Source organism: Enterobacter sp. PI-10, from assembly GCF_027947695.1.
GTDB lineage: Bacteria > Pseudomonadota > Gammaproteobacteria > Enterobacterales > Enterobacteriaceae > Enterobacter > Enterobacter vonholyi.
The window spans coordinates 130,921-153,003 of the sequence record NZ_JAJNOG010000003.1 but is presented as its reverse complement, the minus strand read 5'-3'; the positions used below and the strand labels follow the sequence as shown (position 1 = coordinate 153,003).

Sequence of the window (22,083 nt, the reverse complement as noted above, 5' to 3'; positions counted from 1 at the left end):
TGAGGCCTGATGCCCTCACCCCGGCCCTCTCCCGCAGGGAGAGGGAGAAATGCCATTACAGCGCTAGCAAACGCTCAACGGACGGCGCAAAGTAGTAGCCGCCGGTCACCGGTTTGGTGAAGCGCAGCATGGCGTCGCGCTTGCCGTCGGTATCGCCGAACATGCTCAGCAGCTGCTGCTCGATGTTATACAGGCGCGCGCAGTAGGCGCAGAAGTAAAGGCCGTGCGTTCCGCTTGCCGTACCGTACGGCAGGCTCTGGCGGACAATCTTCAGCCCTTTGCCGTCTTCTTTGAGGTCAACGCGGGTCAGGTGCGAGGTAACGGGACGGTCGTCGCCGTCGATCTCTTCGTTAGCCTCTTTCGTACGGCCAATCATCATCTCCTGGTCGTGCACGCTCATGCGGTTAAGCTGCTTGAGGTTGTGCTCCCAGCGCTGCACGAACACGTAGCTGCCGCCCGCGTCCACGCCGTCTTTAATCACCGCCACCTCACGACGCGTCTCTTCCCCTGCCGGGTTTTCGGTTCCGTCGACAAAGCCGCTCAGATCGCGCTCTTCGACCCAGCGGAAGCCGTGAACCTCTTCCTGCACATCAATGCTGTCGCCAAAAGCCGCTACCGCCGCCTGGGCAACGGAAAAGTTCACATCGTGACGCAGGGAGAGAATGTGGATCAGCACGTCGTATTGGGTTGCCGGAGCCAGACCTTTGCCGTATGGGATGAAGTCTTTCAGCTCTTCCGCCCCTTCGCCACCGCTCAGCTGACGCCAGACGTTATTGCCAAAGGCGACAACGGCGCCGAGGTGTGCTTCCGGGAATTTGGCCTGGAAGGTCGCCAGTTTATCAATAAACGCTTTGCTGGCCGCACGCAGGGCATCCACGTCCCCTTTAACATTGGCTTCAATCCAAATCGCCGCGCGGCAATGTTCTGGCAAAATGCCACTCTGAACCTGAGACATCGCTCCTCCTGAAATAAAGATGCCACGTCAGCGTGGCATTGATGGCGGGTATTATACCCGGATTTCAGCGAGGCGGTTTGCTCAGGCGCAAATTACTGCTTCCAGAGTATTTTGCTCACTTTCCAGCTCTTAAGCGTGTCGTCAGACGGCATCAGTCCTTCCGGGCCGCTCCAGGTGCCGGTGAAGACATAGCTGATGTGCTGGCTGCCTTCAGCCTTACATTCCACCGCAACCTTGTCGTCAGACGGCACGCTGGCGCAGTTGCCAAAGGCCTGCTTATAAAGATCGCTAAACGGGGTCCCCACCTTCACACCGCTCGCCGTCGGAATATCTTCATCCATCACCGCAATTCGGTTGACCGTGCCTTTATCACCGTTAATCACCAGCGCCAGCTTGTCGCCCTTCAGCGCCTCGTAGTAGCGAACAATATTGCCATTCTCCGTTTTCATGCCGCTGCGCAGGCGGTAATCACTGCTGAGCGCATCCTGGATAGCATTCTGATCCAGCGCCGTCGCGGCGGTAATTTTCCCCACGCCCTGCTCGGTTACTTCCGTTGATGAGCCAAACCAGTTCCACGGATACGCAGCGGACCAGTTAATGGAGGAGAGCGTCGAACAGCCGGTCAATGCCAGCGGGAGAGCGCATAAGAGTAAACGCAGCGATTTCATTGAAACGTCCTTACTTGTTAAATCAACGCTTGTTGGAGTGCGACATCGGCAAAAAGTGCCGGATTAATCATCCTGAGGCGCAAAACAGGCGCGAAGACGCGGGTTGGTCATCAGCCACAGCAGCGCCACAATATCAGCAACCACCAGCGCAACGCCGGAGCCCGTCAGCGGTTCACCGTACCACCAGAGAACCGGCTGCCATAAGAGCAGCGCAGTCTGGGCAAGGATTAGCAGCCAGCGAAGCGTGCGCCAAAAACGAGGGATCAGGTGCCGTCGTCCGCTACACAAAAAAGCCACCACCGCCGGTACGCCCGGCAGTAAGCCGAGCCAGAAAGCATCGTGATCGGGATAAAAAAGATTCAGCAGCGTATCGCCCTGCCCGCGCGACGCGGCGGCCATCACAAACAGCACCCAGGTACGGGCCTGGAGCAGCAGAACGCACCAGAATAAAAAGGGCAGCCTGACGCGGCCCTGCGCGTCATAGTCTGCCGGATGAATCTCAGTACTCTTCATCTTCGATCAGACGCTTTCCCAGATTCAGCACGTCAGAATGCTCGTAGCCCAGACGCTCATACATGCCCAGCACCACATCGTTATCTTCCCGAACCATAATCTGGATTTTCGGGCAGCCGCGGGCGATCAGCTTCTTCTCGAGCCGGTTAAGCAGCGCATTGGCAATGCCGCGACCACGGTATTCCGGATGGACGCCCAGATAATAGGCCGAGCCGCGGTGGCCGTCGTAACCGCCCATTACCGTCCCCACAACCTCACCGTTGACTTCCGCGACCAGGAACAGACTGACGTCGTGATTCACCTTACGTTCGATATCCATTTCCGGATCGTTCCACGGACGCAGCAGATCGCAGCGCTCCCAAAGGGTAATCACCTCTTCGAAATCTTCCTGGCGAAAAACGCGTATCTCCATGGTATTAACCGCCTTTTCGGGTTTAAAAACAGTGATTATGGCGCGAAGCTCGCCTTTAGCCAATAACCGGGGAAAATCTCGCCAAAATTTGGCATAATGTCACTTTGTCACGTATTGAAATGAAAAGTAAAACAATTCTCAACATGGACTGTCGTAACGGGAAACACGATACGATATAACACCAGGACCCCATTTTTTAGTATTCAGGCCGCATGAGCACATTCAAACCATTAAAAGCACTCACATCGCGTCGTCAGGTTCTCAAAGCGGGGCTGGCGGCCTTAACGTTAACGGGTATCGCAAAGCAGGCTCAGGCGAAAGACGAGAGCACGCTTAAAACCAGTAACGGACACAGCAAACCGAAAACGAAAAAGCCGGGCGCGAAGCGTCTGGTGATGCTCGACCCGGGCCACGGCGGTATTGATACCGGCGCCATCGGCAAAAACGGGTCAAAAGAAAAACACGTCGTGCTGGCGATTGCAAAAAATGTGCGGGCGATTTTACGCAGTAACGGCATTGACGCCCGTCTGACGCGCTCTGGTGATACCTTTATTCCGCTGTATGACCGCGTAGAGATCGCCCACCAGCACGGTGCGGATCTGTTTATGTCGATTCACGCGGACGGCTTTACCAACCCTTCTGCGGCAGGTGCCTCGGTGTTTGCGCTTTCCAACCGCGGCGCCAGTAGCGCCATGGCGAAATACCTCTCCGACCGCGAAAACCGGGCGGATGAAGTCGCCGGGAAAAAAGCCACCGACAAAGACCACCTGCTACAGCAGGTGCTGTTCGACCTCGTGCAGACGGATACGATCAAAAACAGCCTGACGCTTGGCTCGCACATCCTGAAGAAGATTAAACCGGTGCATCGCCTGCACAGCAAAGGCACCGAGCAGGCGGCGTTCGTGGTCCTGAAATCACCGTCCATCCCTTCTGTGCTGGTGGAAACCTCCTTCATCACCAACCCGGAAGAGGAGCGACTCCTTGGCACCACGGCATTTCGTCAGAAGATCGCCAACGCTATCGCCTCCGGCATTATCAGTTATTTCAACTGGTTCGATAACCAAAAAGCGCACTCCAGGAAACGTTGATGAAACCCGATGCACAACTGGTCAAAACTTTCCTGCTGCAGCTGCAGGATGAGATTTGCCAGAAACTGGCCGCCGCAGACGGCGGAGAATTTCAGGAAGATACCTGGCAGCGCGAGGCCGGCGGCGGGCGCAGTCGCGTGCTGCGTAACGGCGGCATCTTCGAACAGGCTGGCGTGAATTTTTCCCACGTTCACGGCGACGCCATGCCCGCATCTGCGACGGCACATCGTCCCGAACTCGCGGGCCGCAGCTTCGAAGCGATGGGAGTCTCGCTGGTGGTGCACCCGCACAACCCGTTCGTGCCAACCAGCCACGCCAACGTGCGCTTTTTCATTGCGGAAAAGCCGGGGGCCGATCCGGTCTGGTGGTTTGGCGGCGGTTTCGACATGACGCCCTACTACGGCTTCGAAGAGGATGCCGTGCACTGGCACACCACCGCGCGGGACCTTTGTCTGCCGTTTGGCGAAGACATTTACCCGAAATATAAAAAGTGGTGCGACGACTACTTTTACCTGAAGCATCGCGATGAGCAGCGCGGCATCGGCGGACTGTTCTTTGACGATCTCAACACGCCTGATTTTGATACCGCGTTCAGCTTTATGCGCGCGGTGGGTGAAGGCTATACCGACGCCTATCTGCCCATCGTCGAACGCCGTAAAAACACCGACTACGGCGTGCGCGAACGCGAGTTCCAGCTCTACCGCCGCGGGCGCTACGTGGAGTTCAACCTGGTGTGGGATCGCGGGACGCTGTTCGGCCTGCAGACCGGCGGGCGCACGGAGTCAATTCTGATGTCGATGCCGCCGCTGGTGCGCTGGGAGTACTGCTACGAGCCAAAAGAAGGCAGCCCGGAGGCTGCCTTAAAAGAATTTATTCAGGTTCGCGACTGGGTGTAACCCTTATCCCCTCTCCCTTTGGGAGAGGGTTAGGGTGAGGGTAAAAATTACAGCGGCTGCGTCTGCGCCTCAACCACCGCCAGCGCCACCATGTTCACGATACGACGCACGGAGGCAATCGGCGTTAACACGTGCACCGGCTTCGCCACGCCCATCAGCACCGGTCCTACGGTCACCCCTTCAGAGCTGGAGACGCGCAGCAGGTTATAGCTGATACGCGCCGCTTCCACGTTCGGCATAATCAGGATGTTTGCCGATCCTTTCAGCGGGCTGTCCGGCATACGTTCGTTACGGATGCTCTCCACCAGCGCGGCATCGCCGTGCATTTCCCCGTCAATCATCAGCTCCGGCGCACGCTCGCGCACCAGCGCCAGCGTCTCACGCATTTTGCACGCCGCCGCTGATTTGGACGAACCGAAGTTAGAGTGCGACAGCAGTGCCACCTTCGGCTCGATACCGAAGCGGCGCACGGTCTCGGCGGCCATCACGGTGATCTCCGCCAGCTCGTCCGGGCTCGGATCGTCGTTAACATAGGTGTCAGCGATAAAGGTGTTCCCGCTCGGCAACAGCAGGGCGTTCATCGCCCCGGCGGTATGGACGCCGTCGCGATAGCCGAAGATCTCCTGCACCACGCTAAAGTGCTCGTGATAATCCCCGATGGTACCGCAGATCAGCGCATCCGCCTCGCCGCGATGGACCATGATCGCGCCGATCACCGTCGTGTTGCTGATGACGGCTTTCTGCGCCTGCTCCTGGGTGATCCCCCGACGCTTCATGATCGCGTAGTATTCGCTCCAGTACTCTTTGAAGCGCGGATCGGATTCGTTGTTGACGATCTCGAAGTCGACGCCCGGCTTAATCTGCAGGCCCAGCTTCTGGATACGCATTTCAATCACGCTCGGACGACCAATCAGGATCGGTTTCGCCAGGCCTAATGTGATCAGCTCCTGGGTGGCGTGCAGCACGCGCGCCTCTTCCCCTTCCGCCAGCACCACGCGCTTCGCGTCGGCGCGCGCCTGAGAGAAGATCGGCTTCATGAACAGGTTGGTTTTATAGACAAACTCGGTGAGTTTATCGACGTACGCGTCGAAGTCGTGAATCGGACGCGTCGCCACGCCGGAATCCATTGCCGCTTTGGCAACGGCTGGCGCAATTTTAACAATCAGACGCGGGTCGAACGGTTTTGGAATGATGTAGTCCGGGCCAAAGCTCAGATCCTGATCGCCATAGGCTGAGGCAACCACTTCGCTCTGCTCGGCGTGGGCCAGCTCCGCGATGGCGTGAACGGCTGCAAGCTTCATCTCTTCGTTGATCGCCGTTGCGCCGACGTCCAGCGCGCCGCGGAAGATGAACGGGAAGCAGAGCACGTTGTTGACCTGGTTCGGGTAGTCCGAACGGCCGGTACAGATGATGGCGTCTTCACGCACCGCTTTCGCCAGCGGCGGCAGAATTTCCGGTTCCGGGTTGGCCAGGGCCAGGATCATTGGCGCACGCGCCATCTTCTTCACCATCTCCTGGGTCAGCACCTTCGGACCCGAGCAGCCGAGGAAGATATCCGCGCCGTCAATGACGTCCTCAAGCGTGCGCTTGCCGTCGTCTTCTACCGCATACGCCGCTTTGGTTTCCGCCATGTTCGGCTCGCGGTCTTTATAAATAACGCCCTTGGAGTCACAGACCACAATGTTGTGTTTCTGCATACCCAGCGCCACCAGCAGGTTCATACAGGCGATGGCCGCGGCGCCGGCGCCGGAGACCACCATGCGCACGTCGGAGAGGTTTTTCTCTACCACGCGCAGGCCGTTCAGAATCGCAGCGGTGCTGATAATGGCCGTACCGTGCTGGTCATCATGGAACACGGGAATATTCATACGCTCGCGCAGCTTCTGCTCGATATAGAAACATTCCGGCGCTTTGATGTCTTCCAGGTTGATCCCGCCGAAGGTAGGCTCCAGCGCGGCCACTACGTTAATGAACTTGTCAGGATCGAGTTCATCCACCTCGATATCGAACACGTCGATACCGGCGAATTTCTTGAACAGCACCCCCTTGCCTTCCATCACCGGCTTACCGGCCAGCGCGCCGATGTTGCCCAGCCCCAGCACCGCCGTGCCGTTAGAGATCACTGCGACAAGGTTGCCGCGCGCGGTGTATTTGTAGGCCGCCAGCGGGTCTTTTTCGATTTCCAGACACGGGGCAGCTACGCCCGGGGAATAGGCCAGCGCCAGATCGCGCTGAGTTGCCAGCGGCTTGGTTGGGGAGACCTGGATTTTGCCCGGGACAGGGAACTCGTGAAAATCGAGGGCACTCTGTTTCAACTGCTCATCCATCTTATTTTTCCTTTCACGTATCGGTCAAAAGGGTGGCGTAAGCGATCCTGATGCACACCCTGGTGTGCCGCCTAGTATCGCCTCAGGCCGCCTCCTAAACTTTGAAGGCAGCCAAACTCTCACCATCACACATTAAAAATTGTTATCAATTTATAACAGCCATGTTACCCGTCTCAAAAGCAATGCCTCCCCCGTCTGCTATGCTTTTTTGTTAAGTCCATCATGATTTTTCCAGAAGTGTGAACTAACGCACTCATCTAACTCTTTTATTTCCAAGGAGTAATCATTTATGAACCAGCTAGACGGCATCAAACAATTCACCACGGTGGTGGCAGACAGCGGCGATATCGAGTCGATTCGCCACTATCAGCCGGAGGATGCGACCACCAACCCTTCGCTACTGCTCAAGGCAGCCGGGCTTACCCATTTTAGTCATCTGATTGATGACGCCATTGCCTACGGTAAAAAGCGCGGGAAGACGCAGGAGCAGCAGGTCGCCGAAGCCAGCGACAAGCTGGCGGTTAATTTTGGTGCGGAAATTCTTAAAAGCATCCCGGGCCGCGTCTCGACCGAAGTCGACGCCCGCCTCTCTTTCGATAAAGAAAAGAGCATTAACAAGGCGCGTCGCCTCGTGGAACTGTACGAGGAACAGGGGATAGATAAATCACGCATTCTGATCAAGCTCGCCTCCACCTGGGAAGGCATCCGCGCGGCAGAGGTACTGGAAAAAGAGGGCATCCACTGCAACCTGACGCTGCTGTTCTCCTTTGCACAGGCGCGCGCCTGTGCCGAAGCGGGCGTGTTCCTGGTGTCACCGTTTGTCGGGCGCATCTACGACTGGTACCAGGCGAAACAGCCGATGGATCCGTACGTGGTGGATGAGGATCCGGGCGTGAAATCGGTCCGTAATATCTACGACTACTACAAGCAGCACCGCTACGAAACCATCGTGATGGGTGCCAGCTTCCGCCGTACCGAGCAGATCCTCGCCCTGGCAGGCTGCGACCGCCTGACAATTTCACCCAACCTGCTCCAGGAGCTACAGGACAAAGAAGAAACGGTGATCCGCAAGCTGGTGCCGACCTCCACCGTTCTGCCAAAACCGAAAGCCATGACCGAAGCGGAGTTCCGCTGGGAGCACAACCAGGACGCCATGGCCGTGGAAAAACTGGCGGACGGTATCCGCCAGTTCGCCGTCGACCAGCGCAAACTAGAAGATCTTCTCGCCGCCAAACTTTAACCTTGCCACGGAGTGAACTATGTCCCGTAAAGAGCTAGCCAATGCCATCCGCGCCCTCAGCATGGATGCCGTGCAGAAAGCCAATTCCGGCCACCCCGGCGCGCCGATGGGCATGGCTGATATAGCCGAAGTACTGTGGAACGACTTTCTGAAGCACAACCCCAATGACCCCACCTGGTACGATCGCGACCGCTTTATTCTCTCCAACGGTCACGCCTCAATGCTGCTCTACAGCCTGCTGCACCTTTCCGGCTACGATCTGCCGCTTGAGGAGCTGAAAAACTTCCGCCAGCTGCACTCCAAAACGCCGGGGCACCCGGAGATCGGCTATACGCCGGGCGTGGAGACCACCACCGGGCCGCTCGGCCAGGGGCTGGCAAATGCGGTCGGGCTGGCGATTGCCGAACGCACTCTGGCGGCACAGTTCAACCAGCCGGACCACGAGATTGTCGATCACTACACCTACGTGTTTATGGGTGACGGCTGTCTGATGGAGGGGATCTCCCATGAGGTCTGCTCCCTGGCGGGCACGCTGGGGCTCGGCAAGCTGATCGGGTTCTACGATCACAACGGCATCTCCATCGACGGGGAAACCGAAGGCTGGTTTACCGACGACACGGCAAAACGCTTCGAAGCCTACCACTGGCACGTGGTGCATGAAATCGACGGTCACGACCCTGAGGCGGTGAAAAAAGCGATTCAGGAAGCGCAAAGCGTGAAGGACAAACCGTCCCTGATTATCTGCCGCACCACGATCGGCTTCGGCTCGCCGAACAAGGCGGGTAAAGAAGAGGCGCACGGCGCGGCGCTGGGCGAGGAGGAAGTGGCGCTGACCCGGCAGAAGCTGGGCTGGAAACATCCGCCGTTTGAGATCCCGAAAGAGATCTACCGGGCATGGGATGCACGCGAAGAGGGTGAGAAAGCGCAGCACGCATGGAACGATAAATTTGCCGCCTACAAAAAAGCGCATCCTGAACTGGCGGCCGAGTTTTCCCGCCGCATGAGCGGCGGTCTGCCGGAAGACTGGGACGATAAAACCCAGGCGCTGATTGAAAACCTGCAGTCCAACCCGGCGAAAATCGCCACCCGTAAGGCGTCGCAAAATACCCTGAACGCAATCGGCCCTCTCCTGCCTGAGCTGCTGGGCGGCTCGGCGGATCTGGCGCCGAGTAACCTGACCATCTGGTCGGGATCGAAATCCCTGAAAGAGGACATCGCCGGGAATTACATCCACTACGGCGTGCGCGAGTTCGGGATGACCGCGATTGCCAACGGCATCGCCCACCACGGCGGCTTCGTGCCCTACACCGCCACCTTCCTGATGTTCGTCGAGTACGCCCGTAACGCGGCGCGCATGGCAGCGCTGATGAAGGCGCGGCAGATTATGGTCTATACCCACGACTCCATCGGTCTGGGAGAAGACGGCCCCACCCACCAGGCGGTTGAACAGCTGGCGAGCCTGCGCCTGACGCCGAACTTCAGCACGTGGCGTCCCTGCGATCAGGTCGAAGCTGCGGTGGGCTGGAAGCTGGCGGTAGAACGCCACAACGGCCCGACGGCACTGATTCTGTCGCGCCAGAACCTGGCGCAGATTGAGCGTACCCCGGAGCAGGTGAAAAACATCGCCCGCGGCGGCTACATCCTAAAAGACAGCGGCGGCAAGCCGGACGTGATCCTGATTGCCACCGGCTCCGAGGTGGAAATCACGGTGAAAGCGGCGGAGAAACTGACCGCCGAAGGCCACGCGGTGCGCGTGGTGTCCCTGCCTTCTACGGATATTTTCGATGCCCAGGATGAGGCGTACCGCGAATCGGTACTGCCCTCAAACGTCGCAGCGCGCGTGGCGGTGGAAGCCGGTATTGCCGACTACTGGTACAAATATGTGGGTCTGAAAGGGGCGATTGTCGGCATGAGGGGCTACGGTGAGTCCGCCCCTGCCGACAAGCTGTTCCCGTACTTCGGCTTTACCGTTGAGAACGTGGTTGAGAAGGCGTTAAGCGTGCTGTAGCGCGGTCTGCGTGCCCGGTGGCGCTACGCTTACCGGGCAAAACTAGCGCGTGATCCACAGCGTGGGCCAGGCATCTGGCCCGTTCCAGTTATCACAGCTGGGCTCCTCGGCGTAGCGCACCAGGCGGAATCGCTGTCCGTCAAAACGCCAGCGCGTCTGGACTCCGCAATCGCCCAAACCGCGCCCCAGCGCCAGCGTTGTCAGCTCGCGCGTCTTTTCATCGAAGCTGGCATTCATCAACTCCATTTCGCTCCCGTCGCCTGACGGCGTAAACGGCAGACGAAGCCTGACGCTGCGTGCGGTGAACGGTTTTTTACGTGATACCAGCCACGCCAGATCGACCGTGTTATAGGCTCCCGCCTCGCAGCTGACGATCAGCAGCGCTTTCTCATCGGTTAACGCGGTGACGCGCACTTCACGGCGGTTAGGATCCAGCGAGCACTGGCTGCTGTTCATCCTGCCGGTGCCATAGTCCAGCAGGTCGTTCAGTTCGGCGTGGGAGAGTGGCGTCGGGGTCGGATTGACGACCGCCACCTTTTTTAAGGCGGGTGCAGGCGGAACGCTTAACGGCGGATCGTCACCTTTCTTGATCCACGCGGTTTCGCTGCCGACGCGCTTTTGCTGCGCATCAATGAACAGCAGTGCGGCCTTAAGCCCTGTCAGTGAAATGACCTGCTTACCGCCGCGCAGAGTCAGGGCCTTCCCTTCCTGGATATTTTTCAGAAAGGCGGTGATGGTGGCCGCATCGTCCGTTTTCAGATGCCATGGCGTGAGCTGCCAGCGCTGTTTGTCCAGCTTCAGAGGAACGCTATCCAGCAGCAGCCGGGGGGCAATCTCTGGCTCTTTGATCGAGGGTGTATCAAGACCGCCAAGATCGATACGCAGAGTGGCATCCGTTTTCGCCCCGGCGCTACGGGTGAGCGTCATGACCAGACCACGGTGTTCACCCGTGTTGCGTGCAAGGCAAAAATTCTGGTTATTGCAGGTTACCTGCCAGTCAGAAAAGGCTTGCTGCGCAGGTGCAGCCCGCACCTGCGGCGCGAGAAGCACACAAAACAGGTAAAACAAAAAGACGCTGTAGCGCATGAATGACACAATCCCGGAACGAAAACGCTTAACTGGGCAGTATCTTCGTGTTCCCGGCGGGGTTGCTCAATCGGATTTATCAGATATACCCGAAAAATGCACTACATCCGCTCGAAAGCAGCGTTCATCAACCCGGTCGTCTGTAAATACTGCAATAATATCACTGCCTTACCATCCCTGATTTCGCCTGAACGCATCATCTCCAGCGCCCGGATAAAAGGAAGCTCCAGCACTTCAATATCTTCATCCTCTACGCCACCGCCCCGGTGCGTGCGCTGGGCGTCGCTGTATTCGGCAATGAAGAAATGCACAATTTCCGTTACGCCGCCCGGAGACATAAACAGCTCGAAGACCTTTTTGACCTCACCCACTTCGAAGCCGGTTTCTTCCACGGCCTCTTTGCGGATACAAACTTCCGGCTCATCGTCATCGAGCAGGCCCGCGCAGGTTTCAATCAAACGTCCATCAGGGTTGCCATTAACCCATGTCGCCACCCTGAACTGACGGATTAGCACCACGCTCTGCTTGTCACGGTTATAGAGCAGAATGGTCGCTCCGTTGCCGCGGTCGTAGACCTCGCGTTTGTGGCGGATAACCTCACCGTTGCTACGTGTAAGATCATAGGTGATGTTACGCAGGACAAAGTAGTTTTCAGAAAGAATTTTGTCTTTTATAACGTCAATTTTCAGGGTCATACGGGCTCCACAGCACAATGAGTCGTCCTATACTACGCCGTGAATCCCGCTTTGTCGCCCGCCGGTTTAATGATGTTTTGGCGCGTTAACCCCAAGCCAGTCGAGGATCCCTTGCGCGGCATGGCGTCCTTCCGCCATTGCGGTCACCACCAGATCCGCGCCGCGTACCGCATCGCCCCCGGCGAAGATCTGCGGGTTGGTCGTCTGGTAACGGTAACGGCTCTCGACCGAGGCCACGATCCGCCCCCTGTCATCCGTTTCGACACCCTGCGCCTGCAGCCACGGCATCGCGTGCGGGTTAAAACCAAACGCCATGATGACCGCATCCGCGGCCATCACAAACTCGCTGCCCGCCACCGGAACCGGTCGCCGCCGTCCCTGCGCATCCGACTCTCCGAGCTCGGTACGCAGCATCCGGATACCGTTGACCTTTCCGTTCGGATCCAGCGTCAGCTCAACCGGCTGGACGTTAAATTCAAACGCCGCCCCCTCTTCTCTGGCGTTCTTCACCTCTTTCTTCGAGCCCGGCATGTTGGCCTCATCCCGACGATAGGCGCAGGTCACCTTCGCCGCACCGTGGCGTAACGCGGTTCGGACGCAGTCCATCGCGGTATCGCCCCCACCAAGCACCACCACGTTCAGGCCATGGGTGTCGATGAACGGTTCGCTTGCCGTTGCCTCCAGCCCCATAACATGGCGCGTGTTGCCCACCAGGAAAGGCAGCGCGTCGTAGACACCTGGCGCGTCTTCATGTGGGATACCCGCCTTCATCGAGCGATAGGTTCCCACGCCAATAAACAGGGCGTCGTAATCGTGCTTTAACTGCGACATCGACACGTCCTGGCCCACCTCGCAGTTAAGCTCGAAGCGGATCCCCATCGCGGTAAATATCTCTCTGCGCCGCGCGAGCAGCGATTTGTCCAGCTTGAACGCCGGGATGCCAAAGGTCAGCAATCCGCCAATTTCCGGGTGCCGGTCATAGACCGTCACGCTCACGCCGCGGCGCGCCAGCACGTCGGCGCACGCCAGCCCGGCAGGCCCCGCGCCGACGATCGCGACGCGTTTACCTGACGACGTGACGGCGGACATATCCGGCCGCCAGCCCATCGCCAGCGCCCGATCGGAGATATAGCGCTCGATGTTGCCGATGGTCACGGATCCTGCCTCTTCACGTATTGTGCAGGCACCCTCGCATAATCGATCCTGCGGGCAGACGCGGCCGGTAATTTCAGGTAAACAGTTAGTCTGATGAGAAAGCTCGGCCGCGCCGGCGATATCTCCCGAGTTGAGGCGCTCGATCCACTGCGGAATGTGGTTGTGCAGCGGGCAGGTCCACTCGCAAATGCTGTGCTCTCCGCATTTCAGGCAGCGCGACGCCTCGCGAACGGCCTGTTCGGCCCGGAACGGCAGGTAAATTTCGTTAAAATGGCCCACGCGTTCTGCGGCAGCCAGCTTGTCGGGCTCGCCGCGTGGCGCCGTCGCCTGCATCTGCTGCAGTTTGGTACGCGGCGCGTCCACGCCGACGACCTCCGCATGCCAGGGCTGCGCCTCCAGGCAGACCGTGCGCTGTCGGCGTGATTTCGTCAGATTGTCCAGCACGGCAGACGTCGCCAGGGAGAGGACATCCGCCGGGCAATTTTCGATACAGGCCGGGCCGTGTGGACGCGTCAGGCAGAGATCGCATTTATTCGCCGAAGCCTTCACGCTGCCGTTGTCGAGCGGGGTGACGATAATCTCCATCGTGCCAAACGGGCAGGCCACCACGCAGGCCTTACAGCCGATGCATTTTTGTTGATTCACCTGTACGCTGTCATCGCATTTGCTGATGGCGCCGTTCGGGCAGCTTTGCGCGCAGGGCGCGTTTTCGCAATGATGACAGGTCACGGGGCGGCTCTTCTCGCCAGCTCTCAGGACCGTGATACGCGGATGAAAATGGCGCTCGCTCAGGACATGCTGCTCATCGTTGTGCGCCATCACGCAGGCCACTTCGCAGGCGTGACACCCAATGCACTGCTGGCTGTTAGCCATAATAAAACGATTCATAACCACACCTGTTTTTGGTTCAATAACCTTTCTCTTTATAAGAGTATGGTATTTACGCATCACGGTGCGATCGGGCAACTTTCAAATGCCTGAAGCGCCCAATTATTTCCAGTGAACCTGTGGCAGATCAATTTTATTCAGAGAGCCGTTCTGTGACCGTTAAACGACCCGTTTCCGGAAGCCTTGCCTGGGCTTTCTTTTCGATCATAGCCCTGTCCGTGCTGACCAGCACCGTCGCGCTGCTGACGCTGGCAAGCAGCCAGCGTGATGCCGAAGCCATCAATATCGCCGGTTCGCTGCGCATGCAGAGCTATCGCATGGGTTACGAGATGCAGCGCAACAGCCCTTCTCTTGCGGCACATCGCGAGAGCTGGCAACAGACGCTCGGCGCGCCTGCCCTGCAAAAGCTGAACCGCTGGTACGTCCCCGACAATGTTAAAGCACGATATCAGCAGCTTCATGTGGCCTGGCAGGAGATGGATGCGCGCATCGCCCGCGGCGACAGCGCGTGGTATCAACGCAATATTGAAGATTTTGTCGGCCGCATTGATGCCTTTGTGCTCGCCCTGCAGCACTACACTGAACATAAAATTCAGACGGTCACCCTGCTCTCGCTGGCTGGCGCACTCGGGATCCTGCTGCTGACGCTGTTTACCCTGCGACGCATCCGCCGCCAGGTGGTGCTACCGCTGAATAACCTGGTAGCGGCCAGCGAACGCATTGAGCGCGGCGAGTTTGCCACGCCTGCGCCGGATAGCGCCCTGCCGAACGAGCTGGGCCAGCTTTCGCGCGCCTTTAACCACATGTCAGCCGAGCTGGATACGCTCTACCGTTCTCTCGAAGCCTCGGTCGCGGAAAAGACGCGACATTTGCATGAAGCCCACCAGCAGCTCGACATGTTGTTTAAGTGCTCTCAGGCGCTGAATACCGGCCAGATAGACAGCCACTGCTTCCGGCATATCCTGCAGATTGTCCATGACTATACGCAGATGAATTATCTGGAACTGCGCACCAGCGACGACTGGCGGCTGTGTGAAGGGACGGAGGCTGAGGGTATCCCTCTGCAAAACCTGCCGGTACTGATGCAGGACACGCTCTACGGCGAGCTGCGCTGGCAAAGCGAGGCGGACAGCGTCCCCCTTCCGCTGATGAGAAGCGTGGCGACTATGCTCGGGCGCGGACTGTACTTTAACCAGGCGCAAAAGCATTACCAGCAGCTGCTGCTGATGGAAGAGCGCGCCACCATTGCCCGCGAGCTGCACGATTCGCTGGCGCAGGTGCTGTCGTATCTACGCATTCAGCTTGCGCTGCTCAAACGCGCCGTGCCCGAGGAAAATACCCCGGCGCAGACCATCATCACCGACTTCTCCCGCGAGCTGAACAATGCCTGGCAGCAGCTGCGCGAGTTGCTGACCACCTTCCGCCTGACGCTGAACCACGCGAACTTACCCGCGGCGCTGCAGGAGTCCCTCGACGTGCTGCAGAGCCAGACGCAGGCGAAACTGCATCTCGACTGCCGCCTCTCCTCGCTGGCGCTCGACGCGCAAAAGCAGGTGCACCTGTTACAGATCGTGCGTGAGGCGGTGTTGAATGCCATTAAGCACGCGCAGGCCAGCGAGATCACCGTAAGCTGCGTGACCTCAGTGGACGGGACGCACAGCGTCAGCATTCGTGACAACGGTATTGGGATTGGCGAGGCCAGCGAGCCGCCGGGACATTACGGCCTGAATATTATGCGCGAACGCGCGCAACGGCTCGGCGGGATGCTGCACTTCTCGCAGCCGCAAAACGGCGGCACACTGGTCAGCGTGACGTTTCCGGCGCCCACGCCGTTAACGGGTAAATAACGGTAAAGAGGGAAGCGCAGGGAAAAGCGCATGATAATTTACATTATCTCCTTTATTTCTCCACGTTTGACCTGGGCCTTACCGCTAAAGTTATGCGGGCAATAAACAATAATGACGTGCAGCAAAACGAGGTCACACTTTCATGGCGAATTTTTTTATCGATCGCCCCATTTTTGCCTGGGTGCTTGCCATCCTGTTGTGTCTGACAGGCGTCCTGGCGATTACTTCACTTCCCGTTGAGCAATACCCCGACCTGGCACCGCCGAACGTGCGCGTCACCGCAAACTACCCCGGCGCGTCGGCACAGACGCTGGAAAATACCGTCACGCAGGTTATCGAGCAGAACATGACGGGTCTGGATAACCTGATGTACATGTCCTCGCAAAGTAGCGCCACGGGACAGGCGACGGTGACCCTGAGCTTCAAGGCGGGCACCGACCCGGACGAAGCGGTGCAGCAGGTCCAAAACCAGCTGCAGTCGGCCATGCGCAAGCTGCCCCAGGCGGTGCAGAACCAGGGCGTAACCGTGCGTAAAACCGGTGATACCAACATATTGACCATCGCGTTTGTCTCGACAGATGGCTCAATGGATAAACAGGACATCGCGGACTACGTCGCCAGTAATATTCAGGATCCCATCAGCCGTATTAACGGCGTCGGGGATATTGACGCCTACGGCTCACAATACTCCATGCGCATCTGGCTCGATCCCAACAAGCTCAACAGCTATCAGATGACGGCGACCGACGTGACGAATGCCATCAAAGCCCAGAACGCCCAGATTGCGGTGGGACAGCTGGGGGGAACACCTTCCGTTGATAAGCAAGCCCTGAACGCCACCATCAATTCGCAATCCCTGCTGCAGACGCCGGACCAGTTCCGCAACATCACCCTGCGCGTGAATCAGGACGGGTCGGAAGTGCGTCTGGGCGATGTCGCCACGGTGGAAATGGGGGCCGAAAAATACGACTACCTTAGCCGCTTTAACGGCAATCAGGCTTCCGGTTTGGGGATTAAACTGGCCTCCGGCGCGAACGAAATGGCGACGGCAAAACTGGTGTTAGACCGTCTGGATGAGCTTTCACAGTATTTCCCGCACGGGCTGGAGTACAAAGTCGCCTATGAAACCACCTCCTTCGTTAAAGCCTCCATTGAGGACGTGGTGAAGACCCTGCTGGAAGCCATCGCGCTGGTGTTCCTGGTCATGTACCTGTTCCTGCAAAACTTCCGCGCGACGCTGATCCCCACCATTGCAGTCCCCGTGGTGCTGCTTGGGACCTTTGCGGTGCTTTACGCGTTCGGGTATAGCATTAATACCCTGACGATGTTTGCGATGGTGCTGGCAATCGGCCTGCTGGTGGATGATGCCATCGTCGTGGTTGAAAACGTCGAGCGCATCATGAGCGAAGAAGGGCTCTCTCCGCGCCAGGCGACGCGTAAATCCATGGGTCAAATTCAGGGGGCGCTAGTCGGTATCGCGATGGTACTGTCGGCTGTCTTTATCCCGATGGCCTTCTTTGGCGGCACCACCGGGGCGATTTATCGCCAGTTCTCGATCACCATCGTCTCGGCGATGGTGCTCTCCGTGCTGGTCGCGCTGATCCTCACCCCCGCGCTGTGCGCCACCCTGCTGAAACCGCTGCATAAAGGGGAGCATCACGGGCAGAAAGGGTTCTTCGGCTGGTTTAACCGCATGTTCGACCGCAACGCCGCGCGGTATGAATCTGCCGTTGGGCGTGTACTGCACCGCAGCCTGCGCTGGATGATGGTTTACGTCGTGCTGCTGGGCGGGATGGTGTGGCTGTTCCTGCACCTGCCCACCTCGTTCCTGCCGATGGAAGACCGAGGGATGTTCACCACCTCGGTGCAGCTGCCGAGCGGCGCAACGCAGCAGCAGACGCTGAAAGTGGTCCAGAAAGTGGAGCAGTATTTCTTTACTAAAGAGAAAGATAACGTCGTATCCGTCTTCTCTACCGTCGGTTCCGGGCCGGGCGGGAACGGGCAGAACGTCGCCCGCATGTTCGTCCGCCTGAAGGACTGGGACGAGCGCGATACCAGAACGGGAACATCATTTGCCATCATTGAACGCGCGACCAAAGCCTTCGCGCACATCAAAGAGGCGCGCGTCTTTGCCAGCAGCCCGCCGGCAATCAGCGGCCTTGGCAGTTCCGCCGGGTTTGACATGGAGCTGCAGGATCACGCCGGTGCGGGACACACGGCGCTGATGGCGGCACGCGATAAGCTGTTAGCGCTGGCGGGCAACGATCCCGGCCTGACCCGCGTTCGCCATAACGGTCTGGATGACAGCCCGCAGCTTCAGGTGGATATCGATCAGCGTAAGGCGCAGGCGCTGGGCGTGTCGATCAACGATATCAACGATACCCTGCAAACGGCGTGGGGCTCGAGCTATGTGAATGACTTTATGGATCGTGGCCGCGTGAAAAAAGTCTATGTCCAGTCCGCCGCGCCGTTCCGCATGCTGCCGGATGATATTAACCGCTGGTTTGTCAGGAATAACGCTGGCGGCATGGTGCCGTTCTCTGCCTTTGCGACTTCGCACTGGGAGAGCGGATCGCCCCGCCTGGAGCGCTATAACGGCTACTCTGCGGTTGAAATCGTCGGGGAAGCCGCGCCGGGCGTCAGCACCGGTACCGCCATGGACACTATGGAAAAACTGGTGCAACAGCTGCCCGCCGGCTTTGGTCTGGAGTGGACGGCCATGTCTTACCAGGAGCGCCTCTCCGGGGCGCAGGCTCCCGCACTTTACGCACTCTCTCTGCTGGTGGTCTTCCTCTGCCTTGCCGCCCTGTATGAAAGCTGGTCGGTCCCGTTCTCCGTCATGCTGGTCGTGCCCCTTGGCGTCATTGGTGCCCTGCTCGCGACCTGGATGCGCGGTCTGGAGAACGATGTTTACTTCCAGGTGGGTCTGCTCACCGTGATTGGGCTGTCGGCGAAAAACGCCATTCTGATCGTTGAGTTTGCCAACGAGATGAATGCCAAAGGCCACGAGCTGATGGCGGCCACGCTGCACGCCTGCCGTCAGCGCCTGCGCCCCATTCTGATGACGTCACTGGCGTTTGTCTTTGGCGTACTGCCGATGGCAACCAGTACGGGAGCAGGCTCCAGCAGCCAGCATGCCGTCGGGACGGGGGTCATGGGCGGCATGATTTCGGCCACCATCCTGGCCATTTATTTCGTTCCGCTGTTCTTTGTGCTGGTGCGTCGTCGCTTCCCGCTAAAGGAACGTGCTGAGTAAGTGATTGAAATAAAAAAAGGCGGCTTTATCGGCCGCCTTTTTACTGTGTGATTAATTCACACTATGGTTATTTTACTTATTTTAGTGCTCTTGCAATTCTTACTGAATGTCATTTACGAAGCATGCCTTCGATAAAATCTTTCCAGTTCCCCAGTTCACGTTCAATCATAACTACCTCTCTTATTATTATGCGCATTCTACAAAAACGGGCCATCATTGTGAAGACTATTTAACCAATTGCTGTGATTGTAACCCACGTCCTGCGGGGATTTATGATAAATATGAACGGTGAGACCTCAATTTTTTGTGACGGCCAGCAATATTTTGAAATAACCCTACGGATGGGTGAGTTTTATTTTATTTGCTGAGTTTATTGGGTTTTTAAAGTTTATGGACATCTATGCTTAAATGGTGAAAGAATATTCAGCGCACAGATGTGAGTTGAATTAATATAAAGTGTAAATCCAGACGATTCCTGAATGTGTTATATTCCACTTAAGGATATATCTTCGAATTTACTGAACATTTAATCATCATAAGGTCAAAAGGATTCACCATGGTTGTGATGTACGGCATTAAAAATTGCGACACCATCAAAAAAGCCCGTCGATGGCTGGAAGCGAACGGCGTGGAGTACCGTTTCCACGATTACCGCGCCGATGGGCTTGATGCAGAATTTCTGCATAGCGCTATCCGCGAACTGGGCTGGGAAGCTCTGCTGAATACCCGCGGTACCACATGGCGTAAACTGGACGAATCTCTGCGCGCCAGCATCACCGATGCAGACAGCGCGGCAAAACTGATGCTCGAGATGCCGGCAATTATCAAACGCCCATTGCTCTGCGCGCCAGGGCAGCCTATGCTGCTGGGTTTCAGTGAAACCCTTTATTCCGACTTTTTTCGTTGAGGTGTAGTTTATGTCATGCCCGGTCATTGAGCTGACTCAGCAGCTTATTCGCCGTCCTTCCCTTAGCCCGGACGACGCAGGTTGTCAGGCTCTTATGATTGAACGCCTGCGTGCCATCGGTTTTACCGTTGAACGCATGGATTTTGGCGATACCCAGAACTTCTGGGCGTGGCGCGGACAGGGCGAAACGCTGGCCTTCGCCGGGCATACTGACGTCGTTCCCGCCGGTGACGCGGACCGCTGGATTAACCCGCCGTTTGAACCGACCATTCGCGACGGCATGCTGTTTGGTCGCGGCGCGGCAGACATGAAAGGCTCTCTGGCGGCGATGGTCGTGGCGGCAGAGCGCTTTGTGGCGCAGCATCCCAACCACAAAAACCGTCTCGCGTTTTTGGTAACCTCCGACGAAGAAGCCAGTGCGCACAACGGTACCGTGAAGGTCGTTGAAGCGCTGATGGCACGCAACGAGCGTCTCGACTACTGCCTGGTCGGTGAGCCCTCCAGCACCGAAGTAGTGGGTGACGTCGTCAAAAACGGACGCCGTGGCTCGCTGACCTGTAACCTGACCATTCACGGCGTTCAGGGGCACGTTGCGTATCCGCATCTGGCCGATAACCCGGTCCACCGCGCCGCGCCAATGCTGAGCGAGCTGGTGGCGATTGAGTGGGATAAGGGCAACGAGTTCTTCCCGCCGACCAGCATGCAGATTGCGAACGTCAAGGCCGGGACCGGCAGCAATAACGTGATCCCGGGGGATTACTTCGTCCAGTTCAACTTCCGCTTCAGCACTGAGCTGACCGATGAGATGATCAAGGCGCGCGTTGTTGCCCTCCTGGAAAAATATCAACTGCGCTACACCGTGGAATGGTGGCTTTCCGGCCAGCCGTTCCTGACGCAGCGCGGCAAACTGGTGGATGCGGTGGTGAACGCCATCGAGCACTATAATGAAATTAAGCCACAGCTGCTGACAACGGGTGGCACCTCAGACGGACGCTTTATCGCCCGTATGGGTGCACAGGTTGTCGAACTGGGGCCAGTGAACGCAACCATTCATAAAATAAATGAGTGTGTCAATGCGGCAGATTTGCAACTGCTGGCCCGTATGTATCAACGTATTATGGAGCAAATCGTCGCCTGACGAACGCTCTGAGAGGAATAGCGAATGGATTGGCTTTCAAAGTACTGGTGGGTTCTGGTGTTGGTTTTTCTGGTCGGCGTACTGCTTAACGTGATTAAAGACCTTAAGCGCGTGGACCATAAAAAATTTCTCGCCAACAAACCGGATCTTCCCCCGCACCGTGATTTCAACGACAAGTGGGACGATGACGACGACTGGCCGAAGAAAGACCAGAAGAAGTAACCGGTCCGTATCCCCTCTCCTGTGGAGAGGGGATAACCTCACATAAACTCAACAATATCATCATTATCCGGCTTACCGCCGCTGAGCGCTTCATCAAAGTAGTGCTTCGGTACGGTATAGCGCAAACGATCGAGCGCAAACTGCATGCTGCGGTCGTCAATGGCGTGGCCCAGATCGTCAACGATATCCAGCGTCACATCCCCCCCCTCACGAATCAGCGCTTCCTGGGCAGCAACCGCATGCGAGAGCTCAATCACCCGGTCTTCACCGCCGTGGATTAAGTGGATCGTGGTTTGCGTGGTTGCGCTTGTCGGTAACGTCGCAAAACGACCGTTAAACGCGATCACCCGTGACACCAGACCCGGGTGCGCCTTTACGCTTTCCAGCGACATGATTGACCCCTGCGAGAAGCCAATCAGCGCGGTCGCCTCGGCACCCACGCCGCTCTGCTGCTGCCAGTAGCGGACAACGTCGATAAAGGTCGGCATGATGGCGTCGATGCGCGCCTGACGGTTCTCTTCCGTCACGCCCTGAACCGAGAACCACTGGCGCCCGTTCGGGCCGCATGGCTCTACGCCACCGATGCTGACAATCAGCGCTTCGGGGAAAACGGGTGCAAACCAGCTGCCAATCTGCCCCATATTGACGGCATTATCGCCAACCCCATGAAACAGAAGCAGTAACTGTTTAGCCGGTTTGTCAGGGCTTTGAACAACAAAATGATCGTGTTTCATGGTGGTCTCCTTAATAGATGACCTGGATTCTACGCTTCCCGACGTGAA

General features: G+C 57.7%; 19 protein-coding genes. 9 read left to right on the top strand and 10 right to left on the bottom strand.

Annotated features, from left to right (window positions below; genetic code table 11):
* Positions 1 to 55 precede the first annotated feature (55 nt).
* From LRM19_RS09140 to LRM19_RS09125, 4 genes are all read right to left on the bottom strand, one after another.
* A complete protein-coding gene (locus tag LRM19_RS09140) occupies positions 56 to 955 on the bottom strand; it encodes a Dyp-type peroxidase (protein WP_111965199.1) in 900 nt (299 codons plus the stop codon).
* Positions 956 to 1,047: 92 nt separating this feature from the next.
* Positions 1,048 to 1,623: an RpoE-regulated lipoprotein gene (locus LRM19_RS09135; RefSeq protein ID WP_111965198.1), complete on the bottom strand. Its 576-nt coding sequence runs from the start codon at positions 1,621 to 1,623 to the stop codon at positions 1,048 to 1,050.
* Between the two features lie 63 nt (positions 1,624 to 1,686).
* Entirely contained in the window at positions 1,687 to 2,136 is a 450-nt protein-coding gene (locus tag LRM19_RS09130; RefSeq protein WP_115875958.1) for a DUF2919 domain-containing protein, read from the bottom strand.
* A complete protein-coding gene (locus LRM19_RS09125; RefSeq protein WP_014884750.1) occupies positions 2,123 to 2,548 on the bottom strand; it encodes a GNAT family acetyltransferase in 426 nt (141 codons plus the stop codon). Before LRM19_RS09125 ends, LRM19_RS09130 begins: the two co-directional genes overlap by 14 nt.
* 212 nt (positions 2,549 to 2,760) lie before the next feature.
* Between LRM19_RS09125 and amiA the strand changes: the two genes are divergently transcribed.
* Both amiA and hemF read left to right on the top strand, forming a co-directional pair.
* Positions 2,761 to 3,636 (top strand): N-acetylmuramoyl-L-alanine amidase AmiA, encoded by an 876-nt coding sequence (gene amiA, locus LRM19_RS09120; RefSeq protein WP_023308739.1) that lies wholly within the window; start codon positions 2,761 to 2,763, stop codon positions 3,634 to 3,636.
* Positions 3,636 to 4,532, top strand: coding sequence for an oxygen-dependent coproporphyrinogen oxidase (gene hemF / locus LRM19_RS09115; RefSeq protein WP_271368380.1), 897 nt, complete (start codon positions 3,636 to 3,638; stop codon positions 4,530 to 4,532). Before amiA ends, hemF begins: the two co-directional genes overlap by 1 nt.
* Before the next feature lie 47 nt (positions 4,533 to 4,579).
* Here hemF and maeB read toward each other — a convergent pair whose 3' ends face one another.
* Entirely contained in the window at positions 4,580 to 6,859 is a 2,280-nt protein-coding gene (gene maeB / locus LRM19_RS09110; protein WP_115875960.1) for an NADP-dependent oxaloacetate-decarboxylating malate dehydrogenase, read from the bottom strand.
* A 289-nt stretch (positions 6,860 to 7,148) separates the two neighbouring features.
* On the opposite strand from maeB, the gene tal reads away from it, so the two are divergent.
* Together tal and tkt are read left to right on the top strand one after the other, a co-directional pair.
* Positions 7,149 to 8,099 (top strand): transaldolase, encoded by a 951-nt coding sequence (tal, locus tag LRM19_RS09105; protein ID WP_115875961.1) that lies wholly within the window; start codon positions 7,149 to 7,151, stop codon positions 8,097 to 8,099.
* Positions 8,100 to 8,118: 19 nt separating this feature from the next.
* Positions 8,119 to 10,107 (top strand): transketolase, encoded by a 1,989-nt coding sequence (tkt, locus tag LRM19_RS09100; RefSeq protein WP_111965193.1) that lies wholly within the window; start codon positions 8,119 to 8,121, stop codon positions 10,105 to 10,107.
* Between the two features lie 42 nt (positions 10,108 to 10,149).
* Here tkt and LRM19_RS09095 read toward each other — a convergent pair whose 3' ends face one another.
* From LRM19_RS09095 to aegA, 3 genes are all read right to left on the bottom strand, one after another.
* A complete protein-coding gene (locus LRM19_RS09095) occupies positions 10,150 to 11,193 on the bottom strand; it encodes a DUF1176 domain-containing protein (RefSeq protein WP_111965192.1) in 1,044 nt (347 codons plus the stop codon).
* A 101-nt stretch (positions 11,194 to 11,294) separates the two neighbouring features.
* Positions 11,295 to 11,888: a GDP-mannose pyrophosphatase NudK gene (nudK, locus tag LRM19_RS09090; RefSeq protein WP_127731898.1), complete on the bottom strand. Its 594-nt coding sequence runs from the start codon at positions 11,886 to 11,888 to the stop codon at positions 11,295 to 11,297.
* A gap of 66 nt (positions 11,889 to 11,954) precedes the next feature.
* Positions 11,955 to 13,931 (bottom strand): formate-dependent uric acid utilization protein AegA, encoded by a 1,977-nt coding sequence (gene aegA, locus LRM19_RS09085; RefSeq protein WP_271368378.1) that lies wholly within the window; start codon positions 13,929 to 13,931, stop codon positions 11,955 to 11,957.
* Between the two features lie 152 nt (positions 13,932 to 14,083).
* Here aegA and narQ point away from each other — a divergent pair, with 152 nt between their 5' ends.
* A complete protein-coding gene (narQ, locus tag LRM19_RS09080) occupies positions 14,084 to 15,778 on the top strand; it encodes a nitrate/nitrite two-component system sensor histidine kinase NarQ (RefSeq protein ID WP_271368377.1) in 1,695 nt (564 codons plus the stop codon).
* Positions 15,779 to 15,920: 142 nt separating this feature from the next.
* Entirely contained in the window at positions 15,921 to 19,034 is a 3,114-nt protein-coding gene (gene acrD, locus LRM19_RS09075; RefSeq protein WP_127731904.1) for a multidrug efflux RND transporter permease AcrD, read from the top strand.
* Between the two features lie 109 nt (positions 19,035 to 19,143).
* Here the strand turns inward: acrD and ypfM are convergent, their stop codons facing one another.
* The gene (gene ypfM / locus LRM19_RS09070; RefSeq protein WP_015572204.1) at positions 19,144 to 19,203 is read right to left on the bottom strand and encodes a protein YpfM; all 60 of its coding nucleotides are present in this window, start codon (positions 19,201 to 19,203) and stop codon (positions 19,144 to 19,146) included.
* 387 nt (positions 19,204 to 19,590) lie between these two features.
* Between ypfM and LRM19_RS09065 the strand changes: the two genes are divergently transcribed.
* From LRM19_RS09065 to LRM19_RS09055, 3 genes are read left to right on the top strand one after another with little or no spacing between them, the layout of a single operon-like run.
* On the top strand, positions 19,591 to 19,941 hold the full coding sequence (locus LRM19_RS09065) for an ArsC family reductase (protein WP_115875967.1): 351 nt from the start codon (positions 19,591 to 19,593) through the stop codon (positions 19,939 to 19,941).
* A 10-nt stretch (positions 19,942 to 19,951) separates the two neighbouring features.
* A complete protein-coding gene (gene dapE, locus LRM19_RS09060; RefSeq protein ID WP_136195540.1) occupies positions 19,952 to 21,079 on the top strand; it encodes a succinyl-diaminopimelate desuccinylase in 1,128 nt (375 codons plus the stop codon).
* Positions 21,080 to 21,103: 24 nt separating this feature from the next.
* On the top strand, positions 21,104 to 21,301 hold the full coding sequence (locus LRM19_RS09055) for a YpfN family protein (protein WP_008501627.1): 198 nt from the start codon (positions 21,104 to 21,106) through the stop codon (positions 21,299 to 21,301).
* A 38-nt stretch (positions 21,302 to 21,339) separates the two neighbouring features.
* Here LRM19_RS09055 and ypfH read toward each other — a convergent pair whose 3' ends face one another.
* The gene (gene ypfH / locus LRM19_RS09050) at positions 21,340 to 22,035 is read right to left on the bottom strand and encodes an esterase (protein WP_136195541.1); all 696 of its coding nucleotides are present in this window, start codon (positions 22,033 to 22,035) and stop codon (positions 21,340 to 21,342) included.
* Between the last annotated feature and the right edge of the window lie 48 nt (positions 22,036 to 22,083).

Excerpts from the sequence above, each read along its gene's own strand:
- LRM19_RS09095 (WP_111965192.1), bottom strand. The coding sequence starts at position 11,193 with ATGCGCTACAGCGTCTTTTTGTTTTACCTGTTTTGTGTGCTTCTCGCG.
- ypfH (WP_136195541.1), bottom strand. The coding sequence starts at position 22,035 with ATGAAACACGATCATTTTGTTGTTCAAAGCCCTGACAAACCGGCTAAA.
- maeB (WP_115875960.1), bottom strand. The coding sequence starts at position 6,859 with ATGGATGAGCAGTTGAAACAGAGTGCCCTCGATTTTCACGAGTTCCCT.
- aegA (WP_271368378.1), bottom strand. The coding sequence starts at position 13,931 with ATGAATCGTTTTATTATGGCTAACAGCCAGCAGTGCATTGGGTGTCAC.
- amiA (WP_023308739.1), top strand. The coding sequence starts at position 2,761 with ATGAGCACATTCAAACCATTAAAAGCACTCACATCGCGTCGTCAGGTT.
- LRM19_RS09055 (WP_008501627.1), top strand. The coding sequence starts at position 21,104 with ATGGATTGGCTTTCAAAGTACTGGTGGGTTCTGGTGTTGGTTTTTCTG.
- LRM19_RS09135 (WP_111965198.1), bottom strand. The coding sequence starts at position 1,623 with ATGAAATCGCTGCGTTTACTCTTATGCGCTCTCCCGCTGGCATTGACC.
- tal (WP_115875961.1), top strand. The coding sequence starts at position 7,149 with ATGAACCAGCTAGACGGCATCAAACAATTCACCACGGTGGTGGCAGAC.
- dapE (WP_136195540.1), top strand. The coding sequence starts at position 19,952 with ATGTCATGCCCGGTCATTGAGCTGACTCAGCAGCTTATTCGCCGTCCT.
- hemF (WP_271368380.1), top strand. The coding sequence starts at position 3,636 with ATGAAACCCGATGCACAACTGGTCAAAACTTTCCTGCTGCAGCTGCAG.
- tkt (WP_111965193.1), top strand. The coding sequence starts at position 8,119 with ATGTCCCGTAAAGAGCTAGCCAATGCCATCCGCGCCCTCAGCATGGAT.
- nudK (WP_127731898.1), bottom strand. The coding sequence starts at position 11,888 with ATGACCCTGAAAATTGACGTTATAAAAGACAAAATTCTTTCTGAAAAC.
- LRM19_RS09125 (WP_014884750.1), bottom strand. The coding sequence starts at position 2,548 with ATGGAGATACGCGTTTTTCGCCAGGAAGATTTCGAAGAGGTGATTACC.
- LRM19_RS09140 (WP_111965199.1), bottom strand. The coding sequence starts at position 955 with ATGTCTCAGGTTCAGAGTGGCATTTTGCCAGAACATTGCCGCGCGGCG.
- acrD (WP_127731904.1), top strand. The coding sequence starts at position 15,921 with ATGGCGAATTTTTTTATCGATCGCCCCATTTTTGCCTGGGTGCTTGCC.
- LRM19_RS09130 (WP_115875958.1), bottom strand. The coding sequence starts at position 2,136 with ATGAAGAGTACTGAGATTCATCCGGCAGACTATGACGCGCAGGGCCGC.
- LRM19_RS09065 (WP_115875967.1), top strand. The coding sequence starts at position 19,591 with ATGGTTGTGATGTACGGCATTAAAAATTGCGACACCATCAAAAAAGCC.